Below are 20,665 nucleotides of genomic sequence, written 5' to 3'. Positions count from 1 at the left end.
CCCACGGTCGGTTCCGTGATCGGGATATCGCGACGGCCGGGCGTGGGGCAAGGGGCCGTACACCACCTTCACTTGATGTACGGCCTCGGGCCACCGTTCGGCGTGCCCGGCCGCCGTTCACGGCCCTGTGCCGACGGCCTGTTCGAACCAGACGGTCTTGCGGTGACCGGTGGCGCTGGCACCCCACTCGCGGGCCAGCCGGGTCACCACCCGCAGGCCGCGGCCCGCCTCGTCGTACGGTCCGGCGGAGAGCATGGCGGGCAGGCCCGGCTCGTCGTCGGTGACCTCGAACAGCAGCGCGTCGGTGCGGACCACCCGCAGTCCGACCGGACCGCCGCCGCCGTACCGCACGGCGTTGGTGACGACCTCGCTGACCAGCAGCTGTGCCGTCTCCACGGCCTGCGGCAGGCCCCAGGCGCGCAGCCGCTCGCCGACCAGGCGCCGGGCCCGTCCCGCTTCGCGCGGGTCGGCGTCGAGGCGCCACTCGGCGACGTGGTCGGCGGGGATGCCGTTGAGCCGGGCCATGAGCAGGGCGACGTCGTCCTTGCGGCCGCCGCGGGTGTTCAGCGCGCGGATGATGGTGTCGCAGGCGGCGTCCATCGACGCGGCGGGGTGGGCGGCGGACTCGCAGAGCGCGGCGAGGCCCTCGCCGATGTCGCAGCCGCGCACCTCGACCAGTCCGTCGGTGCACAGCACCAGCCGGTCGCCGGGGCGGACGCGGACGACGGTGGACTCGAACGGGACACCCCCGACGCCTATGGGCGCACCGGTGGGCAGGTCGAGCAGTTCGCTGCGGCCGTCCTCGGCCCGCACCAGGACCGGCGGGATGTGTCCGGCGTTGGCGAGGTGCAGTTCGCCGCGGATCGGGTCGTAGACCGCGTACAGGCAGGTGGCGAGGTAGTTCTCGCCCAGTCTGCGGGCCAGGTCGTCCAGGTTGCGCAGGAGTTGCGCGGGCGGGGTCTCCAGGGCGGCCATGGTCTGCACGGCCGTGCGCAACTGGCCCATCATGGCGGCGGAGTTGAGGCCGTGGCCCATGACGTCGCCGACCACGAGGGCGGTGCGCGAGCCGGGCAGCTTGATGCTGTCGAACCAGTCGCCGCCGATCCGGCCGAGCCGGGTGCCGGGCAGGTAGCGGGTCGCCACGTCACAGCCCGCCGTCCGCGGCGCGACCTGCGGCAGCATGCTGTCCTGGAGGGTGTCGGCGACGTTCTCCTGGTAGGTGTACATGCGCGCGTTGTCGAGCACGAGCCCGGCGCGGGCGGCGAGTTCGGCGCCGGTGGTGCGGTCCATGTCGTCGAACGCCGCCCGGTCCGGGCGGCGCATGAGGACCATGAAGCCGAGGACGACGTTGCGCGCCTTGAGCGGGACGATCAGCAGGGAGCGCCCGTTGATCAGCGGCCTGAGGTCGCGCTTCTCGAACTCGCCGGAGATGCGGTACCCAGTTCCTCGGTGACCAGCGGGACGAGCACCGGTTCGCCGGTGACCATGCACCGGTAGAACGGGGTGTGCTCGGGGAAGGCGAAGGTCTCGCCGACCGGCACGGTGTCGTCCCAGCGGCCGGGTTCGTCGTTGTGCTCGACCCAGACGCGGTGCATCACGGTGGTCGCGTCGGGCGGGCCGTCGGGAAAGCCCTCGCCCGCGAGGACGGCGGAGCGCAGGTGGGTGCCGGCGAAGTCCGCGAAGCGGGGTACGGCGGCGCTGGTGACCTCGCGGATGGTCTCGCCGAGGTCGAGCGAGGAACCGATGCCGGAGCTGACCTCGTTGAGGAACTCCAGTCGCTCGCGCACGGCGGCGTACTCGAGTTCGTGCTCGGCGCCGGCGGGGATCGGCGGCGCCGAGCGCTGCTGCGGTACGACGGCCTCGGCGCGGCTGCGTCCCGGGCGGCGCGGCACGCCCCAGTACGGGGTGACGGGCACCCGGTCGTACTGGCTGAACTCCAGTACCGGGTAGCCGAGTTCGAGGATCTGGGAGACGATGCGGCCGCTGAGCCCTGGGCCCATGTTGGGCAGGATCTCGGGGAGCCGGCGCTCCAGTTCGTCGGAGGCGGGCAGTTCGGTGTGGCGGGCGAATCCGGGCGCGATGCGCTCGGCGGTCTCGTCGTCGTAGCCGCGCTGTTCCCGGAGGCGGGTGGCGTCGGCGGCGAGCACCAGCAGCCGGGAGGGGCCGGGGCCGATCAGCGGGTAGGCCCACCAGAGCACGTCGATCCGGGGCGCGTCGGCCGGCCCTGAGCCGGCCCGCCCGTCCCGGTGCTCGTCCGCGCCTCCGTGCTCGTCCCCGTGCTCGTCCGCGTGTTCGTGCGGGAAGAGGCGGGCGCGGCCGGCCGTCGGGTAGGCGGAGCCGCCGCCGAGAGAGGCCTCCAGGTCGGGGCCGGGTCCGTCACCCGGGCCGTCGGGGCCGTAGGCGTCCGGCAGCGCGTCGGTGTGCAGGTCGAGGAGGTCGTCGGAGAGCGCGCCGGAGACCGGCAGCAGGTCGGCGGCCGGGCGCCCGACCGCGTCCCGCCGCTGCACGCCGAACAGCCGGCCCGCGCCGCTGCTCCAGTGGGACACCAGGCCGTCGCGGTCGACGACCACCACGGCCAGCGGAACCCGGCCCGACGTGGCGTCACCGGCGCCGCCGGGAGGTGTGTCCCGCTCGCTGCCATGGTCCATGGCCCAGGCCCTCTCTCCCCACAGGCTGTTCGCAAACGATCTGTGCCGCCCGCCACTACGGTACGGCTGCGGCCGGTCGCGATGTGTGGCAATCCTGGAATTGGTTCCACCTGATCGCACCGGCGCGCAGCTCAGCGCCCCTCGCGCGCCCCCTCGGCTCCGGGCGGCCCGGGGCCTGTCGCGAAAGTGGCCTCGTCGCCCGAAGGGCGGCCGGGCGTGGCACGGCAGAGGACCACCTTCGCGACAGGCCCTAGTCCTCGTGGCCGAGCTGGAGATCGCGTTCGGTGCGGCCGCCGCCGGCGACCTGGAGGACGGTGGCGACCGGCGGGTAGCCCGCGGCGATCACCGTGTACTCGCCGGAGGACAGGTCCACGAACCTGAACGTCCCGTCGGCCGCGGTGGTGAGCGTGTCGACCACGTTGCCCGCCGCGTCCAGGAGGGTGACCCGGGCGTCCTCGACGGGCCGGCCGCTGCTCGCCCGGACGGTGCCCTTCAGGACGGCGCCGCCCGCGAGTTCGATGTCCTGCCGGGTCTCCCGGGCGGCCTGGACGCTGACCGGGAGCGCGGCGGGGCGGAACGCGGGGGCGCCGGCGGCCAGGGTGTACTCGCCGGCGACCAGTTCGGTGATGACGTAGCCGCCCTCGCGGCCGCTGCGGGTGGTCGCGACGACCTCGCCGTGCACGTTGGTGAGGGTGACGGTGGCGTCCCGGACGGGGCTGCCGTCGGCGGTGAGCACGCTGCCGGCGAGGCGTCCGGCGCCGCCGAGGACGACGTCGAGCTCGACGGGGCGCTCGCCGACGGTGACGGAGACGGCCTGCGGCTGGTGGCCGCCGGCGGCGGCGATGAGCACGTACGACCCGGCGCCGGGGGTGCCGAGCGCGTACCGGCCGTCCTCGCCGCTGGCGCCGCGCCCGATCTGCCGCCCGGTGACGTCGATGAGGGTGAGCGCCGCGCGGGGCACCGCGGTGCCGTCGGGGTGCTGAACGGTGCCGCACACGGGGATACCGGCGGTGTGCGGCGAGCGGAGCGAGCCGGTGGTCCCCCCGGCCGGAGGCTGGGGGCGGGCCTGCGGGACGGAGGCGTACGGGCCGGCGGGTTCGGCCCTGGTGGCGGGTTCCGGTTCGGTGGCGTGGTGGGACACCAGCGGTTTCTCCTTGAGGAAGAAGGCGATGAGCAGGCCGAGGACGAGCACCGGGACGAGGTAGAGGAAGATCCGGGGCATCGCGTCGGCGTAGGCGCGGATGTAGGCGTCGCGCAGGGCCGGCGGCAGCGTGTGCACGAGCTGCGGGGTCAGGGACTCGGGGTCGGGCAGCCGGGCGCCGGCGCGCGGGGGCAGTTCCTCGCGCAGGGCGTCGGCGAGCCGGTTCGCGAACAGCGTGCCGAAGACGGCGGCGCCGACGCTGCCGCCGATCTGCCGGAAGTAGTTGTTGGCGCTGGTGGCGGTGCCGAGGTCGGCGGGGCGCACGGAGTTCTGCACGGCGAGCACCAGGACGGGCATGACCAGGCCGATGCCGGCGCCGAGGACGGCCATCCAGACGCTGTACTGGAGCCGGGGGGTGTCGGTCTCCAGCCTCGACAGCAGCCACATGCCGACGGCGGCGAGGGCAGCGCCGAGCACGGGGAAGACCTTGTAGCGGCCGGTGTGGCTGATGAGCTGCCCGCCGGCGATCGAGGCGACGACGATCCCGGCCATCATGGGCAGCATCAGCAGCCCGGACTCGGTGGCGCTGGCGCCGTCGACCATCTGCAGGAAGGTGGGCAGGTAGCTGGCGGCGCCGAACAGGGCGACGCCGATCACCAGGCCGACCAGACCGGTGACGTTGAACACGGAGTCGCGGAACAGCCGCAGCGGGATGAGGGGTTCGGCGGCGAAGCGCTCGGCGACGAGGAAGAGCGCGGTGGCGGTGACGGCGCCCGCGCCGAGGCCGAGGATCCGGCGCGAGTCCCAGGCGTACTCGGTGCCGCCCCAACTGGTCAGCAGCACCAGGCAGGTGGACGCCGTCGCGAGCAGCAGCGCGCCGAGGACGTCGAACCGGGCGCGCACCCGGGGCCTGGGCAGGTCGAGGACGGCGGTGACGACGGCCAGGGTGAGCAGGCCGAAGGGGACGTTGACGTAGAAGCACCAGCGCCAGGAGAGGTGGTCGGTGAAGTAGCCGCCGAGCAGCGGGCCCGCGACGGAGGCGAGGCCGAACGCGGCGCCGATCAGGCCCATGTAGCGGCCGCGCCGCCGGGGCGGCACGATGTCGGCGATGATCGCCTGCACGCCGATCATGAGGCCGCCCGCGCCGACGCCCTGGAGGGCGCGGAAGGCGATGAGCTGGTCCATGCTGCCGGCCCGGCCGGCGAGCCCGGAGCCGACGACGAAGACCAGGATGGCGAACTGGAAGACACCCTTGCGGCCGAGGAGGTCCCCGAGCTTGCCGTACAGGGGCAGGCCGATGGTGGACGTGAGCAGGTAGGCGGTGATCGCCCAGGACATCCGGTCCAGGCCGTGCAGCTCACCCACGATCTTCGGCAGGGCGGTGGCGACGATCATCTGCTCCAGCGCGGCGAGCAGCAGCGCGAGCATCAGCCCGACGAAGACCAGGCGCACGCGGCGCGGCGGGAGTTCGGCCTCCGCCGCGGGTGCGGGCGCGGGGGCCGGGTCAGCGGCCGTGTGCGGTTCGTGCCGCACCAGAGTCGTCCCGCCCACGTACCGCTCCCCACGTCGTACCTGTCACATGTGTCGCTCGAGGGCGACAACTGCGGACAAGTACGGTGAGACACGGCTCAGTCCCGGACTCGGTGGAGATCCACCCGAACCGGTGAGGGGCGCAACGCCCCCGCACCGGCCCGCTCTTGGTGACCGCCGGCTACGCCTCGACCTCGCGCGCGAGGTTGGCGAGCACGGCGTCGTAGATCCGGCCCAGGCCCTTGGGCGCGAAGGTCTTCTCGAAGAAGCCGCCGATGCCGCCGGCACCCTTCCAGGTGGTGGTGACGACGACCCGGGACCTGCCCTCGCCGGCCGGGGTGACGCGCCAGGTGGTGACCATGGAGGAGTTGCGGTCCTTCTCGACCAGCTCACCGTCGGTGGGCTCGCTGACCTCCAGGAGGCAGTCGCGCACCCGCTTGCTGGTGGCCTGGAGCTTCCAGTGGACGAGGGTGCCCTCGCCGTCGCCGCCCTCGCGCACCTCGTACTCGCTGAAGTGCTCGGGCAGCAGCTTCTGCCGTGTGCCGCGGTAGTCGGCGAGGGCGTCGAACACCTTCTCCGCGTCCGCCGCGACGACCCGCTCCGTAGTGGCCTCGACCTGCGCCATTGCGTTCCTCCAGGACCTGGTTGCTCGGGATGGGGGCAAGCCAACCACCCCGGCGCCCGGCCCCCCAAATCGGGGGTCGCACGATCATGGGAACGTATGTTCTATTCTGTGGCCAGTGCTACCGAGGAGGCGTCATGCGCTGGGACAACCTCACCGTGCGGTCCGCGGACTCCGACGATCACGGCCGGGCCGCCGATCCCGCGCTGTTCGGCGCGGACGCCGTCGTCACGCGCACCTTCGACACACCCGAGTTCCGCGGGATCACCTTCCACGAGGTGCGGGCCCGCTCGGTCCTGAACCGGGTGCCGGGTGCCTCGCGCATGCCGTTCGAGTGGACGGTGAACCCCTACCGGGGCTGCACGCACGCGTGCGTGTACTGCTTCGCCCGCAAGACGCACGGCTACCTCGACCTCGACACGGGCATCGGGTTCGACACCCAGATCGTGGTCAAGGTCAACGCCCCCGAACTGCTGCGCCGCCAGCTCGCCTCCCGGCGCTGGCAGGGCGACCACGTGGCGATGGGCACCAACGTCGACTGCTACCAGCGGGCCGAGGGCCGCTACCGGCTCATGCCGGGGATCATCTCGGCGCTCACCGAGCACGCGAACCCGTTCTCGATCCTGACCAAGGGCACCCTGGTCCTGCGCGACCTGGACCTGCTCACCCGGGCGGCCCGGGTGACGGACGTCGGCATCTCCGTCTCCGTGGGCTTCACCGACGCGGAGCTGTGGCGCACGGTGGAGCCGGGCACGCCCGCGCCCGAGCGGCGCCTGGACGTCGTACGGACCCTCGGCGAGCACGGGATCGGCTGCGGGGTGCTGATGGCGCCGGTGATCCCGTTCCTGAGCGACACCCCGGCGCAACTGCGGGAGACCGTACGGGCGATCGCCGCGGCCGGGGCCACCTCGGTCACGCCGCTGGTGCTGCACCTGCGGCCGGGCGCCCGCGAGTGGTTCACGGCCTGGCTCGGCCGGCACCACCCGCACCTGGTGCGCCGCTACGAGCGGCTGTACGCGGACGGCGCCTACGCGCCCACGTGGTACCAGCGCCGGATCACCCGCCAGGTGCACGAACTGGCCCAGGAGTACGGCATCGGACCCTGGCGCGCGGGGCAGGCCCGGCGGATCCGGCCGGCGGACCCCGCGCCCGTGGCGGCCCTGGACGAGCCGACCCAGCTCACCCTGATGTGAGACGTCCATGTGAGGTCGTTGGAGGGCATCACCCGATCCAATCGGGTCAAGTAGTGACAGAAAAGGTTCATTTGGGTTCCGTCTCCGGGACGATCCGGCGAGAACCGTGATCTCCACGGTTCGCACCACCCTCCGTCCCGGGAGGCCCCATGAGAACTCGCGCAGCCGTGCTGTGCGCGGCCGCCGCCCTGGTGGCGGGCACGGTCACGGCCCTGCCCGCGGGCGCGGCCGCCCCCGCCCCCGCCCCCGCGGCACCCGTCTGGAAGAAGTGCGGGACCGGCGACCACCCGACGCTCCAGTGCGCCTCCCTGCCGGTGCCGCTGGACCCGGTGCGGCCGTCCGGCCGGCGGATCACCCTCGCCCTGACCCGCGTGCCCCACACCGCGAAGACCTCCGAGGGCCCCCTGCTGGTCAACCCGGGCGGGCCCGGCGGCAGCGGTCTCGCGCTCGCCGGGTACGTCGCCTCGGCGCTGCCCGCGGGCGTGGCGGCGCGCTACGACGTCATCGGCTTCGACCCGCGCGGGGTGGGTCGCAGCACGCCGGCCCTGGACTGCGCCCCGCGCCACTTCGGTCCGGTGCGCCCCGACACGGTGCCCGCGACGGACGCGCTGGAGCGGGCGAACCTCGAACGCGCCCGGACCTTCGCCGCCGCCTGCGGCCGGGCGTACGCGGACGTGCTGCCGTACATGACGACCACGAACGCGGTCCGGGACATGGACGCCGTCCGGCAGGCCCTGGGGGCGGAGCGGATCAGCTACTTCGGCTACTCCTACGGCACCTACCTCGGCGCGGTCTACGCGAAGCTCTTCCCCGGGCGGGTGCACCGCCTGGTGCTGGACTCGGTCGTGAACCCGACGGGGGTCTGGTACGCGGACAACCTCGGCCAGGACTACGCCTTCGACGCCCGCCACCGGGCGCTGATGGCGTGGATCGCCCGGTACGACACGACGTACCGGCTCGGCACGGATCCGGCCCGGGTGGCGGCCCGGTGGTACGCCATGCGCGCGGCCCTGGCGAAGAAGCCGGCGGGCGGCGTGGTGGGCGCCGCGGAGCTGGAGGACACCTTCGTCCCGGGCGGCTACTACGACGGCTACTGGCCCTACCTGGCCGAGGCGTTCGCCGCCTACGTCCACGACAAGGACACCGGGCCGCTGCTGGACGCCTACCGGAAGTTCGGCGCGGTGGACGCCGCGGGGGACAACGGCTACAGCGTCTACACGGCGGTGCAGTGCCGTGACGCCTCCTGGCCGCGCGCGTGGAACCGCTGGCAGGCGGACACCTGGGCGGTGTACGCCAAGGCGCCCTTCATGGCCTGGAACAACGCCTGGTACAACGCGCCCTGCGCCTTCTGGCCGACCGGGCCGGCGGCCCCGGTGAGCATCGCCAACACCGAACTGCCGCCCGCGCTGCTGTTCCAGGCCACGGACGACGCCGCGACCCCGTACGCCGGGGGCGTCACGGCCCACCGCCTGCTCGCGCGCTCCAGCCTGGTGGTGGAGGAGGGCGGCGGCAACCACGGCATCAGTCTGAGCGGCAACGCCTGCCTGGACGGCTACCTGGCCGCCTACCTCACCGACGGCACGCTCCCGCACGGCGGCCCGGTCGCCGACGCGGTCTGCCCCAAGTCCCCGGACCCGGCCCCCCGGACGACCAAGGCCGCCGCCCCGTCGTCCGCCGGCACGACCCTGCACCGCCTGCTGGGGTTCCGCGGGTAGCCGGGGGCGGAGCCGGCAGGCCCGGGGCGGGGCCCCGATATTCACGGGCGGACCGGGCGGGCGGCTCTCTAGGGTGTGGGCCATGGACGTCCCGCCCGCATCGCCCGCCGCCTCCGCCCCGCCCGCCGCCTCCGCCTCGCCCGCCCCGGTCATCCGCGTCCGTCCGATGGAGCTCGCCGACTGCGACCGCGTCGCCGAGATCAGGATCCGCGGCTGGCAGCACGCCTACCGGGGGCTCATGCCCCAGTCCCATCTCGACCGGCTCAGCGTGGCGCGGGACGCCGAGCGGCACCGGGCCCGGTTCGGGCAGGGCGACGGCGCGGTGGTGAACCTGGTCGCCGAGCGGGACGGCGAGGTGGTCGGCTGGGCCGCGCACGGGCCGTACCGCGACGACGTCGCGGGGCGTACCGGCGACGCCGAGCTGTACGCGATCTACGTCGACCCCGCGCGGACCGGCACCGGAGTCGGGCGGGCGCTGCTGGCCGAAGCGGTCGGACAGTGCGCGCGGTACTCGTGCATGCGCCTGTGGGTGCTGAAGGAGAACGCGTCCGCCCGCCGCTTCTACGAGCGGGCCGGTTTCCACGCGGACGGCGCCGAGGAGCCGTACGACGTGGACGGGGTGCCGGTGCCCGAGGTGCGCTACACCCGCTCCCTGCGCGGCTGACCGGGCGTCACTCCCGCGGCTGCCGCTGCGGGATGCGCGCCAGGGCGTGCACCGCCGCCTCGGCCAGCGCGGGATGCGCCAGGGCCTCGCCGAGGACCCGGCGCGCCCGGGCGTCGCCGAGGGCGCCCAGGCCCTCCACGCAGGCGAGGGCCACCCGGCGATAGGGGTCGTGCGGGCGCAGCCGCCGCTCCAGGGTGGTGATCAGCGCCGGCACGGACTCGGGGGCGCGCAGCGCGGTCAGCAGCCGCACCGGGTGCAGGGCGTAGGCGACGCGCAGTTCGTTGGTGGCGAGGGCGGCGGCGGCACGGGCGGTGCGCGGGTCGCCGAGGCGGGCGAGGGCGTGGGCGGCCGAGGCGCAGCGCGGCGGGTCGCGGTGGTTGAGGAGCAGCACCAGGGACTCGAAGGCCCGCCGGTCGCCGGCCAGGCCGAGCCGGAACGCCGCCAGTTCCCTGGCCCACAGCGGCCGGCCGGGTTCGGTGAGCACCCCGGCGAGTTCGTCGCGGTCGCCGGTGGCCAGCAGCCGTTCGCAGTCCGCCGAGCCGCCCGACTCGCGCCGTACGCGCTCCGTGAGCGATCGCAACTCTTCGTCCACGGCGACCAGGGTAGGCGGGGGGCGACCGCGGCGGGAGACACATCACAAAGTCGGTTCCTCGTGGGGCTGGCGCGCTCGTTACCCGCCGGTTAAGCTCAGACGAGCGAGGTCACCCCCTCGCATCCGCTGACGACGGTTTGGTGACGCAGCCGTCGTCGGTCTCCCCCGGCGCCTTCGGGCAGCGGGGGCTGGTCGGTTCGGTACCTCGGTACCGCAGTACGACCCGGCTCCGGGACAGGGCCGGTCGGAAACCGCCGCTGCCGGACGTGTGCGCGTCCTCGGCACCGGCACCGGGCGTGTGCGCTCGCAGCCCGGCAACACCCGCACTCCTTCCCGCCCCGGTGTGCGCCTTCGGCGCACCCGGCGCGTTCCTAGTCGTCACCCTCATTCCTGGAGTCCCGCGATGGCCACTCCCCTGTCCCCCCAGTCCGGTTCCCCGCTGTCCGCGCTGAAGACGATCGCCGTCGTCGGCCTCGGCACCATGGGCACCGGCATCACCGAGGTTCTCGCGAAGGCCGGCCGCGAGGTGATCGGCATCGACATCAGCGAGACCCAGACCGCGCGGACCGTCGCCGCCCTGGAGGCCGCCACCGCCCGCGCCGTGGAGCGCGGCCGGCTGACCGAGCAGGAGCGCGCCGGCGTGCTGGCCCGCGTCCGCACCTCCACGGACCTGCGCGCGGCGGCCGACGCCGACCTGGTCATCGAGGTCGCCCCGGAGTCGTACGAGGTCAAGCACCAGATCTTCCGCGAGCTCGACGGCATCGTGCGCCCGGAGACGATCCTCGCCACCGGCACCAACGCCCTCTCCGTCACCCGGCTCGCCGCCGACTCGGCCCGCCCCGAGCGCGTGCTCGGACTGCACTTCTTCAACCCGGCGCAGGCGATGAAGCTGGTCGAGGTCGTCTCCTCGGTGCTGACCGCGCCGCAGGCCGTCGCCGCCGTCACCGACCTGGCCATCGAGCTGGGCAAGGAGCCGGTCGCGGTCGGCGACCGCCCCGGCTTCGTCGCGGACGGCCTGCTGTTCGGCTACCTGAACCAGGCCGCCGCGATGTACGAGGCCCGCTACGCCTCCCGCGAGGACATCGACGCGGCGATGCGGCTCGGCTGCGGCCTGCCGATGGGCCCGCTGGCCCTGCTGGACCTGATCGGCGTGGACACCGCGCGCACGGTCCTGGACGCCATGTACGCGGAGTCCCGGGACCGGCTGCACGCCCCGGCGCCGATCCTGAAGCAGCTCAGCGAGGCGGGCCTGACCGGCCGCAAGGCGGGCCGCGGCTTCTACACCTACGAGGCGCCCGGCAGCGCGACGGTCGTGCCGGACGCGCTGACGCCGGCGGCGGACGGCGCCCGGGCCGTGGGCCGTCCCGTGCGCTCCGTCGGGGTGGCGGGCTCCGGCACCATGGCGTCCGGCATCGCCGAGGTGTTCGCCAAGGCCGGATACGACGTCGTCCTGGCCGCCCGCAGCGACGAGAAGGCGCAGACCGCCAAGGCCCGGATCGGCAAGTCGCTGGCGCGGTCCGTGGACAAGGGCCGGCTGACCGCCGAGGCCGCCGCCCAGACCCTGGAGCGGATCACCCCGGCGGGCTCCTACGAGGCGTTCGCCGACGTGGACCTGGCGGTCGAGGCGGTCGCCGAGGACCTGGAGGTCAAGCGGCAGCTGTTCCAGGCGCTGGACAAGGTCTGCAAGCCCGGCGCGGTCCTCGCCACCACCACCTCCTCGCTGCCCGTGGTCGCCTGCGCCCGTGCCACCTCGCGGCCGCAGGACGTGATCGGCATGCACTTCTTCAATCCGGCGCCGGCGATGAAGCTGGTCGAGGTCGTCCGGACCGTGCTGACGGCCGACGACGTCCACGCCACCGTCCGCGAGGTCTGCGCCAAGGTCAGGAAGCACGCGGTGGACTGCGGCGACCGCGCCGGGTTCATCGTGAACGCGCTGCTGTTCCCGTACCTCAACAACGCGGTGAAGATGGTCCAGGAGCACTACGCCACCCTGGACGACATCGACGCGGCGATGAAGCTCGGCGGCGGCTACCCGATGGGGCCGTTCGAGCTGCTGGACGTGGTCGGCCTGGACGTCTCGCTGGCCATCGAGAAGGTGCTGCACCGCGAGTTCCGCGACCCGGGCCTGGCCCCGGCGCCGCTGCTGGAGCACCTGGTGGCCGCGGGCTGCCTCGGCCGCAAGACCGGCCGCGGCTTCCGCGAGTATGCCCGCCGCTGAGGGCGCCGGCGACTGGTCCCGCACGGAGACGGACTGGGGCGGGCTGCTGGACCCCCACGGGTTCGTGCCGGCCGCCCCGCCCGGCGGCCCCCCGCCCCCCGCGGGCGGGGGAAACCCCGGACCTGCGCATTCGGCCGCGCACATGCAGTACGTTCGGGTCATGTCCCAGCCCGCCAAGTCCTCACGTACACCAGCCACGCCCGACGCGCCGGAAAGTGCCGCAGGCAGTCGCGCCGCCGCCCAGCGGCTGAAAATGCGCCGGGAACTGGCGGCCGCAGCGATGGAACTGTTCGCGACCAAGGGGTACGAGGCGACCACCGTCGACGAGATCGCGGCCGCGGCCGGGGTCGCGCGCCGCACCTTCTTCCGCCACTTCCGCTCCAAGGAGGAGGCGATCTTCCCGGACCACGACGACACGCTGGTCCGCGCCGAGGCGGTGCTCAACGCCGCCCCGGCACACGAGCACCCGCTCGACACGGTGTGCCGCGGCATCAAGGAAGTCATGAGGATGTACGCGGCGCGGCCGGAGATCTCGGTCGCCCGCTACAAGCTGACGCGCGAGGTCCCGACCCTGCGCGAGGCGGAGATCGCCTCGGTGGCCCGCTACGAGCGCCTGTTCACCCGCTATCTGCTCGGTCACTTCGACGAGCACGCGCACGCGGACGACGCCAACGACGACCCGCTGCTGGCCGAGGTCGCGGCGTCCGCCGTGGTCACCGCCCACAACCACGTCCTGCGGCGCTGGCTGCGGGCCGGCGGCCAGGGCGACGTGGAGGCCCAGCTCGACCACGCCTTCGCGATCGTGCGCAAGACCTTCGGCACCGGCATCGGCGCCGGGCGCGGCTCGGTGCCCCGGCCGGCCGCCGCCACCGCCCCGGCGACGGTCTCCGCGCACGGCGAGGTGCTGGTGACGGTGGCCCGCACGGACGCCCCGCTGGACGAGGTCATGCGCACCATCGAGGAGGCGCTCAAGGAGCGCTGAGCGGAGCACGAGCGGAGCCTCGGGCCCGCTGCGGCACTGTGAGGACGGCCACCCTTCGGGGTGGCCGTTTTGCCATGTCAGGGCCCGTTTTCGCGCAGCTTTCGAGCGCCGTTCGATCGATCATCGCTCATTTGTTACGTAAAGATTTCATCTGAGAGCAAGTTCTGGCACTCAGTGCCTTGTCACCTGACACGCGGTGTCATACGTTGAAGGGAGTCCGGGCGGCCGGCGAGCAGAGACCACTCGTTCGCCGGCTGTCCCCGCAAGCCGACGGCCTGCGCGCCCGGACGCCTGCGTCACAGGCAACCTCCCGCGCCACCACGCGCTGCCGAAGCACCACCCGCCGAACCGACGGCACGTTCCACCACAACCCTCAGCAGCACTCCCAGCAGCACCGACGAACCCCCAGCGCCCCTCCCTCAGGGCGCTCACCGCCGGAGGCAACACCGTGACCGTGAAGGACATCCTGGACGCGATCCAGTCGAAGGACGCCACGTCCGCCGACTTCGCCGCCCTGCCGCTTCCCGACTCGTACCGCGCGATCACCGTGCACAAGGACGAGACGGAGATGTTCGCGGGCCTGCAGACCCGCGACAAGGACCCGCGCAAGTCGATCCACCTGGACGAGGTCCCCGTGCCCGAGCTGGGCCCTGGCGAGGCCCTGGTGGCCGTCATGGCCTCCTCGGTCAACTACAACTCGGTGTGGACCTCGATCTTCGAGCCGCTGTCCACGTTCGGGTTCCTGGAGCGCTACGGCCGCACCAACGAGCTGGCCAAGCGCCACGACCTGCCGTACCACATCATCGGCTCCGACCTCGCGGGCGTCGTCCTGCGCACCGGCCCGGGCGTCAACGCCTGGAAGCCCGGTGACGAGGTCGTCGCGCACTGCCTGTCGGTCGAGATGGAGTCCTCCGACGGCCACAACGACACGATGCTCGACCCCGAGCAGCGCATCTGGGGCTTCGAGACCAACTTCGGCGGCCTCGCCGAGATCGCCCTGGTCAAGTCCAACCAGCTGATGCCGAAGCCGGACCACCTCAGCTGGGAGGAGGCCGCGGCCCCCGGCCTGGTCAACTCCACCGCCTACCGCCAGCTCGTCTCCCGCAACGGCGCCGGCATGAAGCAGGGCGACAACGTCCTGATCTGGGGCGCGAGCGGCGGCCTCGGCTCGTACGCCACCCAGTTCGCGCTGGCCGGCGGCGCCAACCCGATCTGTGTCGTCTCCAGCGACCAGAAGGCGGACATCTGCCGCTCCATGGGCGCCGAGTCGATCATCGACCGCAACGCCGAGGACTACCGGTTCTGGAAGGACGAGCACACCCAGGACCCGAAGGAGTGGAAGCGCTTCGGCAAGCGCATCCGCGAGCTGACCGGCGGCGAGGACATCGACATCGTCTTCGAGCACCCCGGCCGCGAGACCTTCGGCGCCTCCGTGTTCGTCACCCGCAAGGGCGGCACCATCACCACCTGCGCCTCGACCTCGGGCTACATGCACGAGTACGACAACCGCTACCTGTGGATGTCGCTGAAGCGCATCATCGGCTCGCACTTCGCCAACTACCGCGAGGCCTGGGAGGCCAACCGGCTCATCGCGAAGGGCAAGATCCACCCCACCCTGTCGAAGGTGTACTCCCTGGAGGACACCGGCCAGGCCGCCCACGACGTCCACCGCAACGCCCACCAGGGCAAGGTCGGCGTGCTGTGCCTCGCCCCCGAGGAGGGCCTGGGCGTGCGCGACGAGGAGATGCGCGCCAAGCACCTCGACGCCATCAACCGCTTCCGGAACGTCTGAGGGCCTTAGATGACAGAGCGTCAGAAGGACCGTCCGTGGCTCATGCGGACGTACGCCGGTCACTCGACGGCGGAGGCGTCCAACGAGCTGTACCGGCGCAACCTCGCCAAGGGCCAGACCGGTCTGTCGGTGGCGTTCGACCTGCCGACGCAGACCGGCTACGACCCCGACCACATCCTCGCCCGCGGCGAGGTCGGCCGGGTCGGCGTGCCCGTCTCGCACCTCGGTGACATGCGCCGGCTGTTCCAGGACATCCCCCTGGAGCAGATGAACACCTCGATGACGATCAACGCCACCGCCATGTGGCTGCTGGCGCTCTACCAGGTCGTCGCCGAGGAGCAGGGCGCTGACATCACCAGGCTCCAGGGCACGACCCAGAACGACATCGTCAAGGAGTACCTCTCCCGCGGGACGCACGTCTTCCCGCCGGGGCCGAGCCTCCGCCTGACGACGGACATGATCGCGTACACGGTCTCCCACATGCCCAAGTGGAACCCGATCAACATCTGCAGCTACCACCTGCAGGAGGCCGGGGCCACGCCGGTGCAGGAGATCGCGTACGCGATGTCCACCGCCATCGCCGTCCTGGACGCCGTCCGCGACGGCGGCCAGGTGCCGCAGGAGCGGATGGGCGACGTGGTCGCCCGCATCTCCTTCTTCGTCAACGCGGGCGTCCGCTTCGTCGAGGAGATGTGCAAGATGCGGGCGTTCGGCCGCATCTGGGACCAGGTCACCCGTGAGCGCTACGGCATCCAGGACCCCAAGCAGCGCCGCTTCCGCTACGGCGTCCAGGTCAACTCGCTCGGCCTGACCGAGGCGCAGCCGGAGAACAACGTCCAGCGGATCGTGCTGGAGATGCTGGCCGTCACCCTCTCCAAGGACGCCCGCGCGCGTGCCGTGCAGCTCCCGGCCTGGAACGAGGCGCTCGGCCTGCCCCGGCCCTGGGACCAGCAGTGGTCGCTGCGCATCCAGCAGGTCCTGGCGCACGAGAGCGACCTGCTGGAGTACGAGGACATCTTCGCCGGCTCGCACGTCATCGAGGCGAAGGTGGACGCCCTCGTCGCGGAGTCGCTCGCCGAGATCGAGCGGATCCAGGAGATGGGCGGCGCGATGGCCGCCGTGGAGTCCGGCTACCTCAAGGCGGAACTGGTCTCCTCGCACGCCGAGCGCCGGGCCCGGATCGAGTCCGGGCAGGAGAAGATCGTCGGCGTCAACATCTTCGAGACGACCGAGCCGAACCCGCTGACGGCCGACCTGGACACCGCGATCCAGACGGTCGACCCGGCGGTCGAGGCCCGCGTCGTCGAGGCCCTGGCGGCCTGGCGGGACACCCGCTACCAGCCGCCCTTCAACCACCCGCGCCCGTGCAAGGCGCTGGAGCGGCTGAAGGAGGCCGCGAAGGGCACCGGCAACCTGATGGAGGCGACCCTGGAGTGCGCCCGCGCCGGGGTCACGACCGGCGAGTGGGCCGGGGCGCTGCGCGAGGTGTTCGGCGAGTACCGGGCGCCCACCGGTGTCTCCTCCGCCCCCGTGGCCGTCACCGCCGAGGCCGGCTCGGCGCTCGGCGAGGTGCGGGCCAGGGTGGAGGCCACCGCCCGCGAGCTGGGCGTGGGCCGGCTGCGCTTCCTGGTGGGCAAGCCGGGCCTGGACGGTCACTCCAACGGCGCCGAGCAGATCGCGGTGCGCGCCCGGGACGCCGGCTTCGAGGTCGTCTACCAGGGCATCCGGCTGACGCCCGAGCAGATCGTGGACGCGGCGGTCGACGAGGACGTGCACGCCGTCGGCCTGTCGATCCTCTCCGGCTCGCACGCCCAGCTCGTGCCGGACGTGGTCCAGCGGCTCCGTGTGGCCGGTGCCACAGACATCCCCGTGATCGCGGGTGGCATCATCCCGAACGGTGACGCCGAACAGCTGAAGGCCGCCGGTGTGGCCGCCGTGTTCACCCCGAAGGACTTCGACATCACCGGGATCATCGGCCGCATCGTCGACGAGATCCGGAAAGCGAACAAGCTCGACCCCCTGGAGGTCCCCGCATGACGACCGTCAACCGCCTTCGCCCGCGGCGCTCCTGCCTGGCCGTGCCGGGCTCGAACCCCCGCTTCCTGGAGAAGGCCCAGGGGCTCCCCGCCGACCAGGTCTTCCTCGACCTGGAGGACGCCTGCGCGCCGCTCGCCAAGCCCGAGGCGCGGCACACGATCGTCAAGTTCCTCAACGAGGGCGACTGGACCGGCAAGACGCGGGTCGTGCGCGTCAACGACTGGACCACCGAGTGGACGTACCGTGACGTCGTCACGGTCGTCGAGGGCGCCGGCCCGAACCTCGACTGCATCATGCTGCCGAAGGTCCAGAACGCCGAGCAGGTCGTCGCCCTCGACCTGCTGCTGACGCAGATCGAGAAGACCATGGGCTTCGAGGTCGGCAAGATCGGCATCGAGGCGCAGATCGAGAACGCGCAGGGCCTGAACAACGTCAACGCGATCGCGCAGGCGTCCCCGCGCGTCGAGACGATCATCTTCGGCCCGGCCGACTTCATGGCGTCCATCAACATGAAGTCGCTGGTCGTGGGCGAGCAGCCGCCCGGCTACCCGGCGGACGCCTACCACTACATCCTGATGAAGATCCTGATGGCCGCCCGCGCCAACAACCTCCAGGCGATCGACGGTCCCTACCTGCAGATCCGCAACGTCGACGGCTACCGCGAGGTGGCCGGCCGCGCCGCCGCGCTGGGCTTCGACGGCAAGTGGGTGCTGCACCCGGGCCAGGTCGAGGCGTCCAACGAGATCTTCTCGCCGTCGCAGGCGGACTACGACCACGCCGAGCTGATCCTGGACGCGTACGACTACTACACGTCCGAGGCGGGCGGCAAGAAGGGCTCGGCGATGCTCGGCGACGAGATGATCGACGAGGCCAGCCGCAAGATGGCCCTGGTCGTCTCCGGCAAGGGCCGGGCCGCCGGCATGCAGCGCACCAGCAAGTTCGAGATCCCGGAGGCCTGAGCGCGATGCAGTTCGGACGCACCTACGAGGAGTTCGAGGTCGGTGCGACGTACAAGCACTGGCCGGGCAAGACGGTCACGGAGTACGACGACCACCTGTTCTGTCTCCTCACCATGAACCACCACCCGCTCCACATGGACACGAACTACGCCGAGAAGACGACGGACTTCGGCAAGAACGTCGTGGTGGGCAACTACATCTACTCGCTGCTGCTCGGGATGTCCGTGCCGGACATCTCGGGCAAGGCGATCGCCAACCTGGAGATCGAGTCACTCAAGCACGTGGCGCCGACCTTCCACGGCGACACGATCTACGGCCAGACCACCGTGCTCGACAAGTGGCCGTCGAAGTCGAAGAACGACCGCGGCATCGTCTACGTCGAGACCAAGGGCTACAAGCAGGACGGCACCCTGGTGTGCGTCTTCCGCCGCAAGGTCATGGTGCCCACCGAGACGTACATCAAGGAGCGCGGCGGCGAGCAGCCGGGCCGTCCCGAACTGAACGCCCCTTCGGAAAAGACGGAGAAGTAGAGATGGCCCGTCTCGCCCAGACCGCCGGTCTGACCGACGTACAGCAGGAGATCGTCTCCACGGTCCGCGACTTCGTGGACAAGGAGATCATCCCGGTCGCCACCGGTCTCGAGCACCGCGACGAGTACCCGCAGGAGATCGTCGACGGCCTGAAGGAACTCGGCCTCTTCGGGCTGATGATCCCCGAGGAGTACGGGGGCCTGGGCGAGTCGCTGCTCACCTACGCCCTGTGCGTGGAGGAGATCGCCCGCGGCTGGATGTCGGTGTCCGGCATCATCAACACGCACTTCATCGTGGCGTACATGCTCAAGCAGCACGGCACGCAGGAGCAGAAGGACCACTTCCTGCCGCGCATGGCGGCCGGCGACATCCGGGGCGCGTTCTCGATGTCGGAGCCGGCGCTGGGCTCGGACGTGTCGGCGATCACGTCGAAGGCGGTGAAGGACGGCGACGAGTACGTCCTGAACGGCCAGAAGATGTGGCTGACGAACGGCGGCACCTCGTCCCTGGTGGCCGTTCTGGTCCGGAGTGACGAAGGACACCCCGAGGGCACCGCGCCCCACAAGTCGATGACGACCTTCCTCGTCGAGAAGGAGCCCGGCTTCGGTGAGGTCCGCCCCGGCCTGACCATTCCGGGCAAGATCGACAAGATGGGGTACAAGGGGGTCGACACCACCGAGCTCGTCATGGACGGCCTGCGGGTTCCGGCCGATCGGGTGCTCGGCGGCGTCACCGGTCGAGGTTTTTACCAAATGATGGACGGAGTCGAGGTGGGCCGCGTGAACGTGGCGGCCCGTGGCTGCGGTGTCGCTCAGCGTGCCTTCGAGCTGGGTGTCCAGTACGCCCAGCAGAGGCACACTTTCGGCAAGCCGATCGCCCAGCACCAGGCCATCCAGTTCAAGCTGGCCGAAATGGCTACCAAGGTCGAGGCCGCGCATGCCATGATGGTCAACGCGGCACGCAAAAAGGATTCCGGCGAACGAAACGACCTCGAAGCGGGGATGGCGAAGTACCTCGCCTCCGAGTACTGCAAGGAGGTCGTGGAGGACGCCTTCCGGATCCACGGCGGCTACGGCTTCTCCAAGGAGTACGAGATCGAGCGCCTCTACCGCGAGGCCCCGATGCTGCTCATCGGTGAGGGCACCGCCGAGATCCAGAAAATGATCATTGGGCGCAGGCTGCTCGAAGAGTATCGGTTCCAGGGCTGATTGTCCGGCTACGGGGTGTTTTCTCCGAGAAGAAGATCACACCCCGTAGACAGGGTTCAGCCGCCGACTCGGCTGACTGGCTTGCCCAGTTGCGGCCCGCGACCGGTACGATCCCGGGAAAGCCGCCGTCCCCCGTCAGAGCGCGGCATCATCCGCTACGAAGGTCATCCATGCCCCACAGCCAAACCTCTGCACACCGCGACAGCCTGGTAGGCGCACGCCTCGCGCGCGGAGCATCGCCGTGGCTCCTGCCGACCGTCGCCACCGCAGCCCTCAGCCTGGCCCGCGCCCGCCGCTCGGGTGCCGCCAAGGCCGTCGCCGTGCCCGCCACCGCGCTCGCGGCGGGCATGCTGTGGTTCTTCCGCGACCCCGAGCGCGAGATCGCCCCGGGCCGGGTCATCTCGCCCGCCGACGGTGTGGTGCAGAGCATCATGCCGTGGAAGGACGGCCGCACCCGCGTCGCGATCTTCATGAGCCCGCTCAACGTCCACGTCAACCGCGCCCCCCTCGCGGGCACGGTGACGTCGGTCGAGCACGTGCCCGGTGGCTTCGTCCCCGCTTTCAACAAGGAGAGCGAGAACAACGAGCGCGTAATCTGGCATTTCGACACCGAACTCGGCGACATCGAGATGATCCAGATCGCCGGCGCGGTGGCCCGCCGCATCGTGCCGTACCTCCCCGAGGGCACGAAGGTCGAGCAGGGCGACCGCATCGGTCTGATCCGCTTCGGCTCGCGTGTCGACCTCTACCTGCCCGAGGGTGTGGAGGTCGCGGTCGAGGTCGGACAGAAGACCGTGGCTGGGGTGACTCGCATTGACCGTGATTGATCCGGAG

The 20,665-nt window shown here is 71.9% G+C and carries 14 protein-coding genes and 1 pseudogene; 11 read left to right on the top strand and 4 right to left on the bottom strand.

The window, feature by feature from the left end; all coding sequences use genetic code 11:
* Window positions 1–117: 117 nt before the first annotated feature.
* From B446_RS29910 to B446_RS29900, 3 genes and pseudogenes are all read right to left on the bottom strand, one after another.
* Window positions 118–2,648, bottom strand: a pseudogene (locus B446_RS29910) (SpoIIE family protein phosphatase).
* 250 nt (window positions 2,649–2,898) lie between these two features.
* The gene (locus B446_RS29905; RefSeq protein WP_043476701.1) at window positions 2,899–5,340 is read right to left on the bottom strand and encodes an MFS transporter; all 2,442 of its coding nucleotides are present in this window, start codon (window positions 5,338–5,340) and stop codon (window positions 2,899–2,901) included.
* Window positions 5,341–5,500: 160 nt separating this feature from the next.
* Window positions 5,501–5,944, bottom strand: a complete 444-nt coding sequence (locus tag B446_RS29900) for an SRPBCC family protein (RefSeq protein WP_020943177.1) — start codon at window positions 5,942–5,944, stop codon at window positions 5,501–5,503.
* 134 nt (window positions 5,945–6,078) lie between these two features.
* Between B446_RS29900 and B446_RS29895 the strand changes: the two genes are divergently transcribed.
* From B446_RS29895 to B446_RS29885, 3 genes are all read left to right on the top strand, one after another.
* Window positions 6,079–7,134 carry an Rv2578c family radical SAM protein gene (locus B446_RS29895; protein WP_020943176.1) on the top strand — a complete coding sequence of 352 codons (1,056 nt, stop codon included), beginning with the start codon at window positions 6,079–6,081 and terminating at the stop codon, window positions 7,132–7,134.
* A gap of 149 nt (window positions 7,135–7,283) precedes the next feature.
* On the top strand, window positions 7,284–8,849 hold the full coding sequence (locus B446_RS29890; protein ID WP_043476697.1) for an alpha/beta hydrolase: 1,566 nt from the start codon (window positions 7,284–7,286) through the stop codon (window positions 8,847–8,849).
* Window positions 8,850–9,015: 166 nt separating this feature from the next.
* On the top strand, window positions 9,016–9,513 hold the full coding sequence (locus B446_RS29885) for a GNAT family N-acetyltransferase (RefSeq protein WP_043479378.1): 498 nt from the start codon (window positions 9,016–9,018) through the stop codon (window positions 9,511–9,513).
* Window positions 9,514–9,520: 7 nt separating this feature from the next.
* Here the strand turns inward: B446_RS29885 and B446_RS29880 are convergent, their stop codons facing one another.
* Entirely contained in the window at window positions 9,521–10,105 is a 585-nt protein-coding gene (locus tag B446_RS29880) for an adenylosuccinate lyase (RefSeq protein WP_043476694.1), read from the bottom strand.
* 403 nt (window positions 10,106–10,508) lie between these two features.
* Between B446_RS29880 and B446_RS29875 the strand changes: the two genes are divergently transcribed.
* The 8 genes from B446_RS29875 to B446_RS29840 all read left to right on the top strand — a co-directional run bounded on the left by B446_RS29875 (window position 10,509) and on the right by B446_RS29840 (window position 20,658).
* A complete protein-coding gene (locus B446_RS29875) occupies window positions 10,509–12,323 on the top strand; it encodes a 3-hydroxyacyl-CoA dehydrogenase family protein (RefSeq protein WP_020943172.1) in 1,815 nt (604 codons plus the stop codon).
* A gap of 160 nt (window positions 12,324–12,483) precedes the next feature.
* Window positions 12,484–13,305, top strand: a complete 822-nt coding sequence (locus B446_RS29870; RefSeq protein ID WP_237751126.1) for a TetR family transcriptional regulator — start codon at window positions 12,484–12,486, stop codon at window positions 13,303–13,305.
* A gap of 454 nt (window positions 13,306–13,759) precedes the next feature.
* Window positions 13,760–15,097 (top strand): crotonyl-CoA carboxylase/reductase, encoded by a 1,338-nt coding sequence (gene ccrA, locus B446_RS29865; RefSeq protein ID WP_020943170.1) that lies wholly within the window; start codon window positions 13,760–13,762, stop codon window positions 15,095–15,097.
* A gap of 9 nt (window positions 15,098–15,106) precedes the next feature.
* On the top strand, window positions 15,107–17,134 hold the full coding sequence (locus B446_RS29860) for a protein meaA (protein WP_043476688.1): 2,028 nt from the start codon (window positions 15,107–15,109) through the stop codon (window positions 17,132–17,134).
* On the top strand, window positions 17,131–18,093 hold the full coding sequence (locus tag B446_RS29855; RefSeq protein ID WP_020943168.1) for an HpcH/HpaI aldolase/citrate lyase family protein: 963 nt from the start codon (window positions 17,131–17,133) through the stop codon (window positions 18,091–18,093). Before B446_RS29860 ends, B446_RS29855 begins: the two co-directional genes overlap by 4 nt.
* Window positions 18,094–18,098: 5 nt before the next feature.
* Window positions 18,099–18,623, top strand: a complete 525-nt coding sequence (locus B446_RS29850; protein WP_020943167.1) for a MaoC family dehydratase — start codon at window positions 18,099–18,101, stop codon at window positions 18,621–18,623.
* Window positions 18,624–18,625: 2 nt separating this feature from the next.
* Window positions 18,626–19,831 carry an acyl-CoA dehydrogenase family protein gene (locus tag B446_RS29845; RefSeq protein ID WP_020943166.1) on the top strand — a complete coding sequence of 402 codons (1,206 nt, stop codon included), beginning with the start codon at window positions 18,626–18,628 and terminating at the stop codon, window positions 19,829–19,831.
* A gap of 170 nt (window positions 19,832–20,001) precedes the next feature.
* Entirely contained in the window at window positions 20,002–20,658 is a 657-nt protein-coding gene (locus B446_RS29840; RefSeq protein ID WP_020943165.1) for a phosphatidylserine decarboxylase, read from the top strand.
* Window positions 20,659–20,665 lie beyond the last annotated feature (7 nt).

This window comes from Streptomyces collinus Tu 365, from assembly GCF_000444875.1.
Taxonomy (GTDB): Bacteria; Actinomycetota; Actinomycetes; order Streptomycetales; family Streptomycetaceae; genus Streptomyces; species Streptomyces collinus_A.
The sequence above is the reverse complement of the archived record's forward strand: the minus strand, read 5'-3'. Positions and strand labels throughout refer to the sequence as shown.

Excerpts from the sequence above, each read along its gene's own strand:
- B446_RS29900 (WP_020943177.1), bottom strand. The coding sequence starts at position 5,944 with ATGGCGCAGGTCGAGGCCACTACGGAGCGGGTCGTCGCGGCGGACGCG.
- B446_RS29895 (WP_020943176.1), top strand. The coding sequence starts at position 6,079 with ATGCGCTGGGACAACCTCACCGTGCGGTCCGCGGACTCCGACGATCAC.
- B446_RS29890 (WP_043476697.1), top strand. The coding sequence starts at position 7,284 with ATGAGAACTCGCGCAGCCGTGCTGTGCGCGGCCGCCGCCCTGGTGGCG.
- B446_RS29885 (WP_043479378.1), top strand. The coding sequence starts at position 9,016 with ATGGAGCTCGCCGACTGCGACCGCGTCGCCGAGATCAGGATCCGCGGC.
- B446_RS29875 (WP_020943172.1), top strand. The coding sequence starts at position 10,509 with ATGGCCACTCCCCTGTCCCCCCAGTCCGGTTCCCCGCTGTCCGCGCTG.
- B446_RS29870 (WP_237751126.1), top strand. The coding sequence starts at position 12,484 with ATGTCCCAGCCCGCCAAGTCCTCACGTACACCAGCCACGCCCGACGCG.
- B446_RS29860 (WP_043476688.1), top strand. The coding sequence starts at position 15,107 with ATGACAGAGCGTCAGAAGGACCGTCCGTGGCTCATGCGGACGTACGCC.
- B446_RS29855 (WP_020943168.1), top strand. The coding sequence starts at position 17,131 with ATGACGACCGTCAACCGCCTTCGCCCGCGGCGCTCCTGCCTGGCCGTG.
- B446_RS29850 (WP_020943167.1), top strand. The coding sequence starts at position 18,099 with ATGCAGTTCGGACGCACCTACGAGGAGTTCGAGGTCGGTGCGACGTAC.
- B446_RS29845 (WP_020943166.1), top strand. The coding sequence starts at position 18,626 with ATGGCCCGTCTCGCCCAGACCGCCGGTCTGACCGACGTACAGCAGGAG.
- B446_RS29840 (WP_020943165.1), top strand. The coding sequence starts at position 20,002 with ATGCCCCACAGCCAAACCTCTGCACACCGCGACAGCCTGGTAGGCGCA.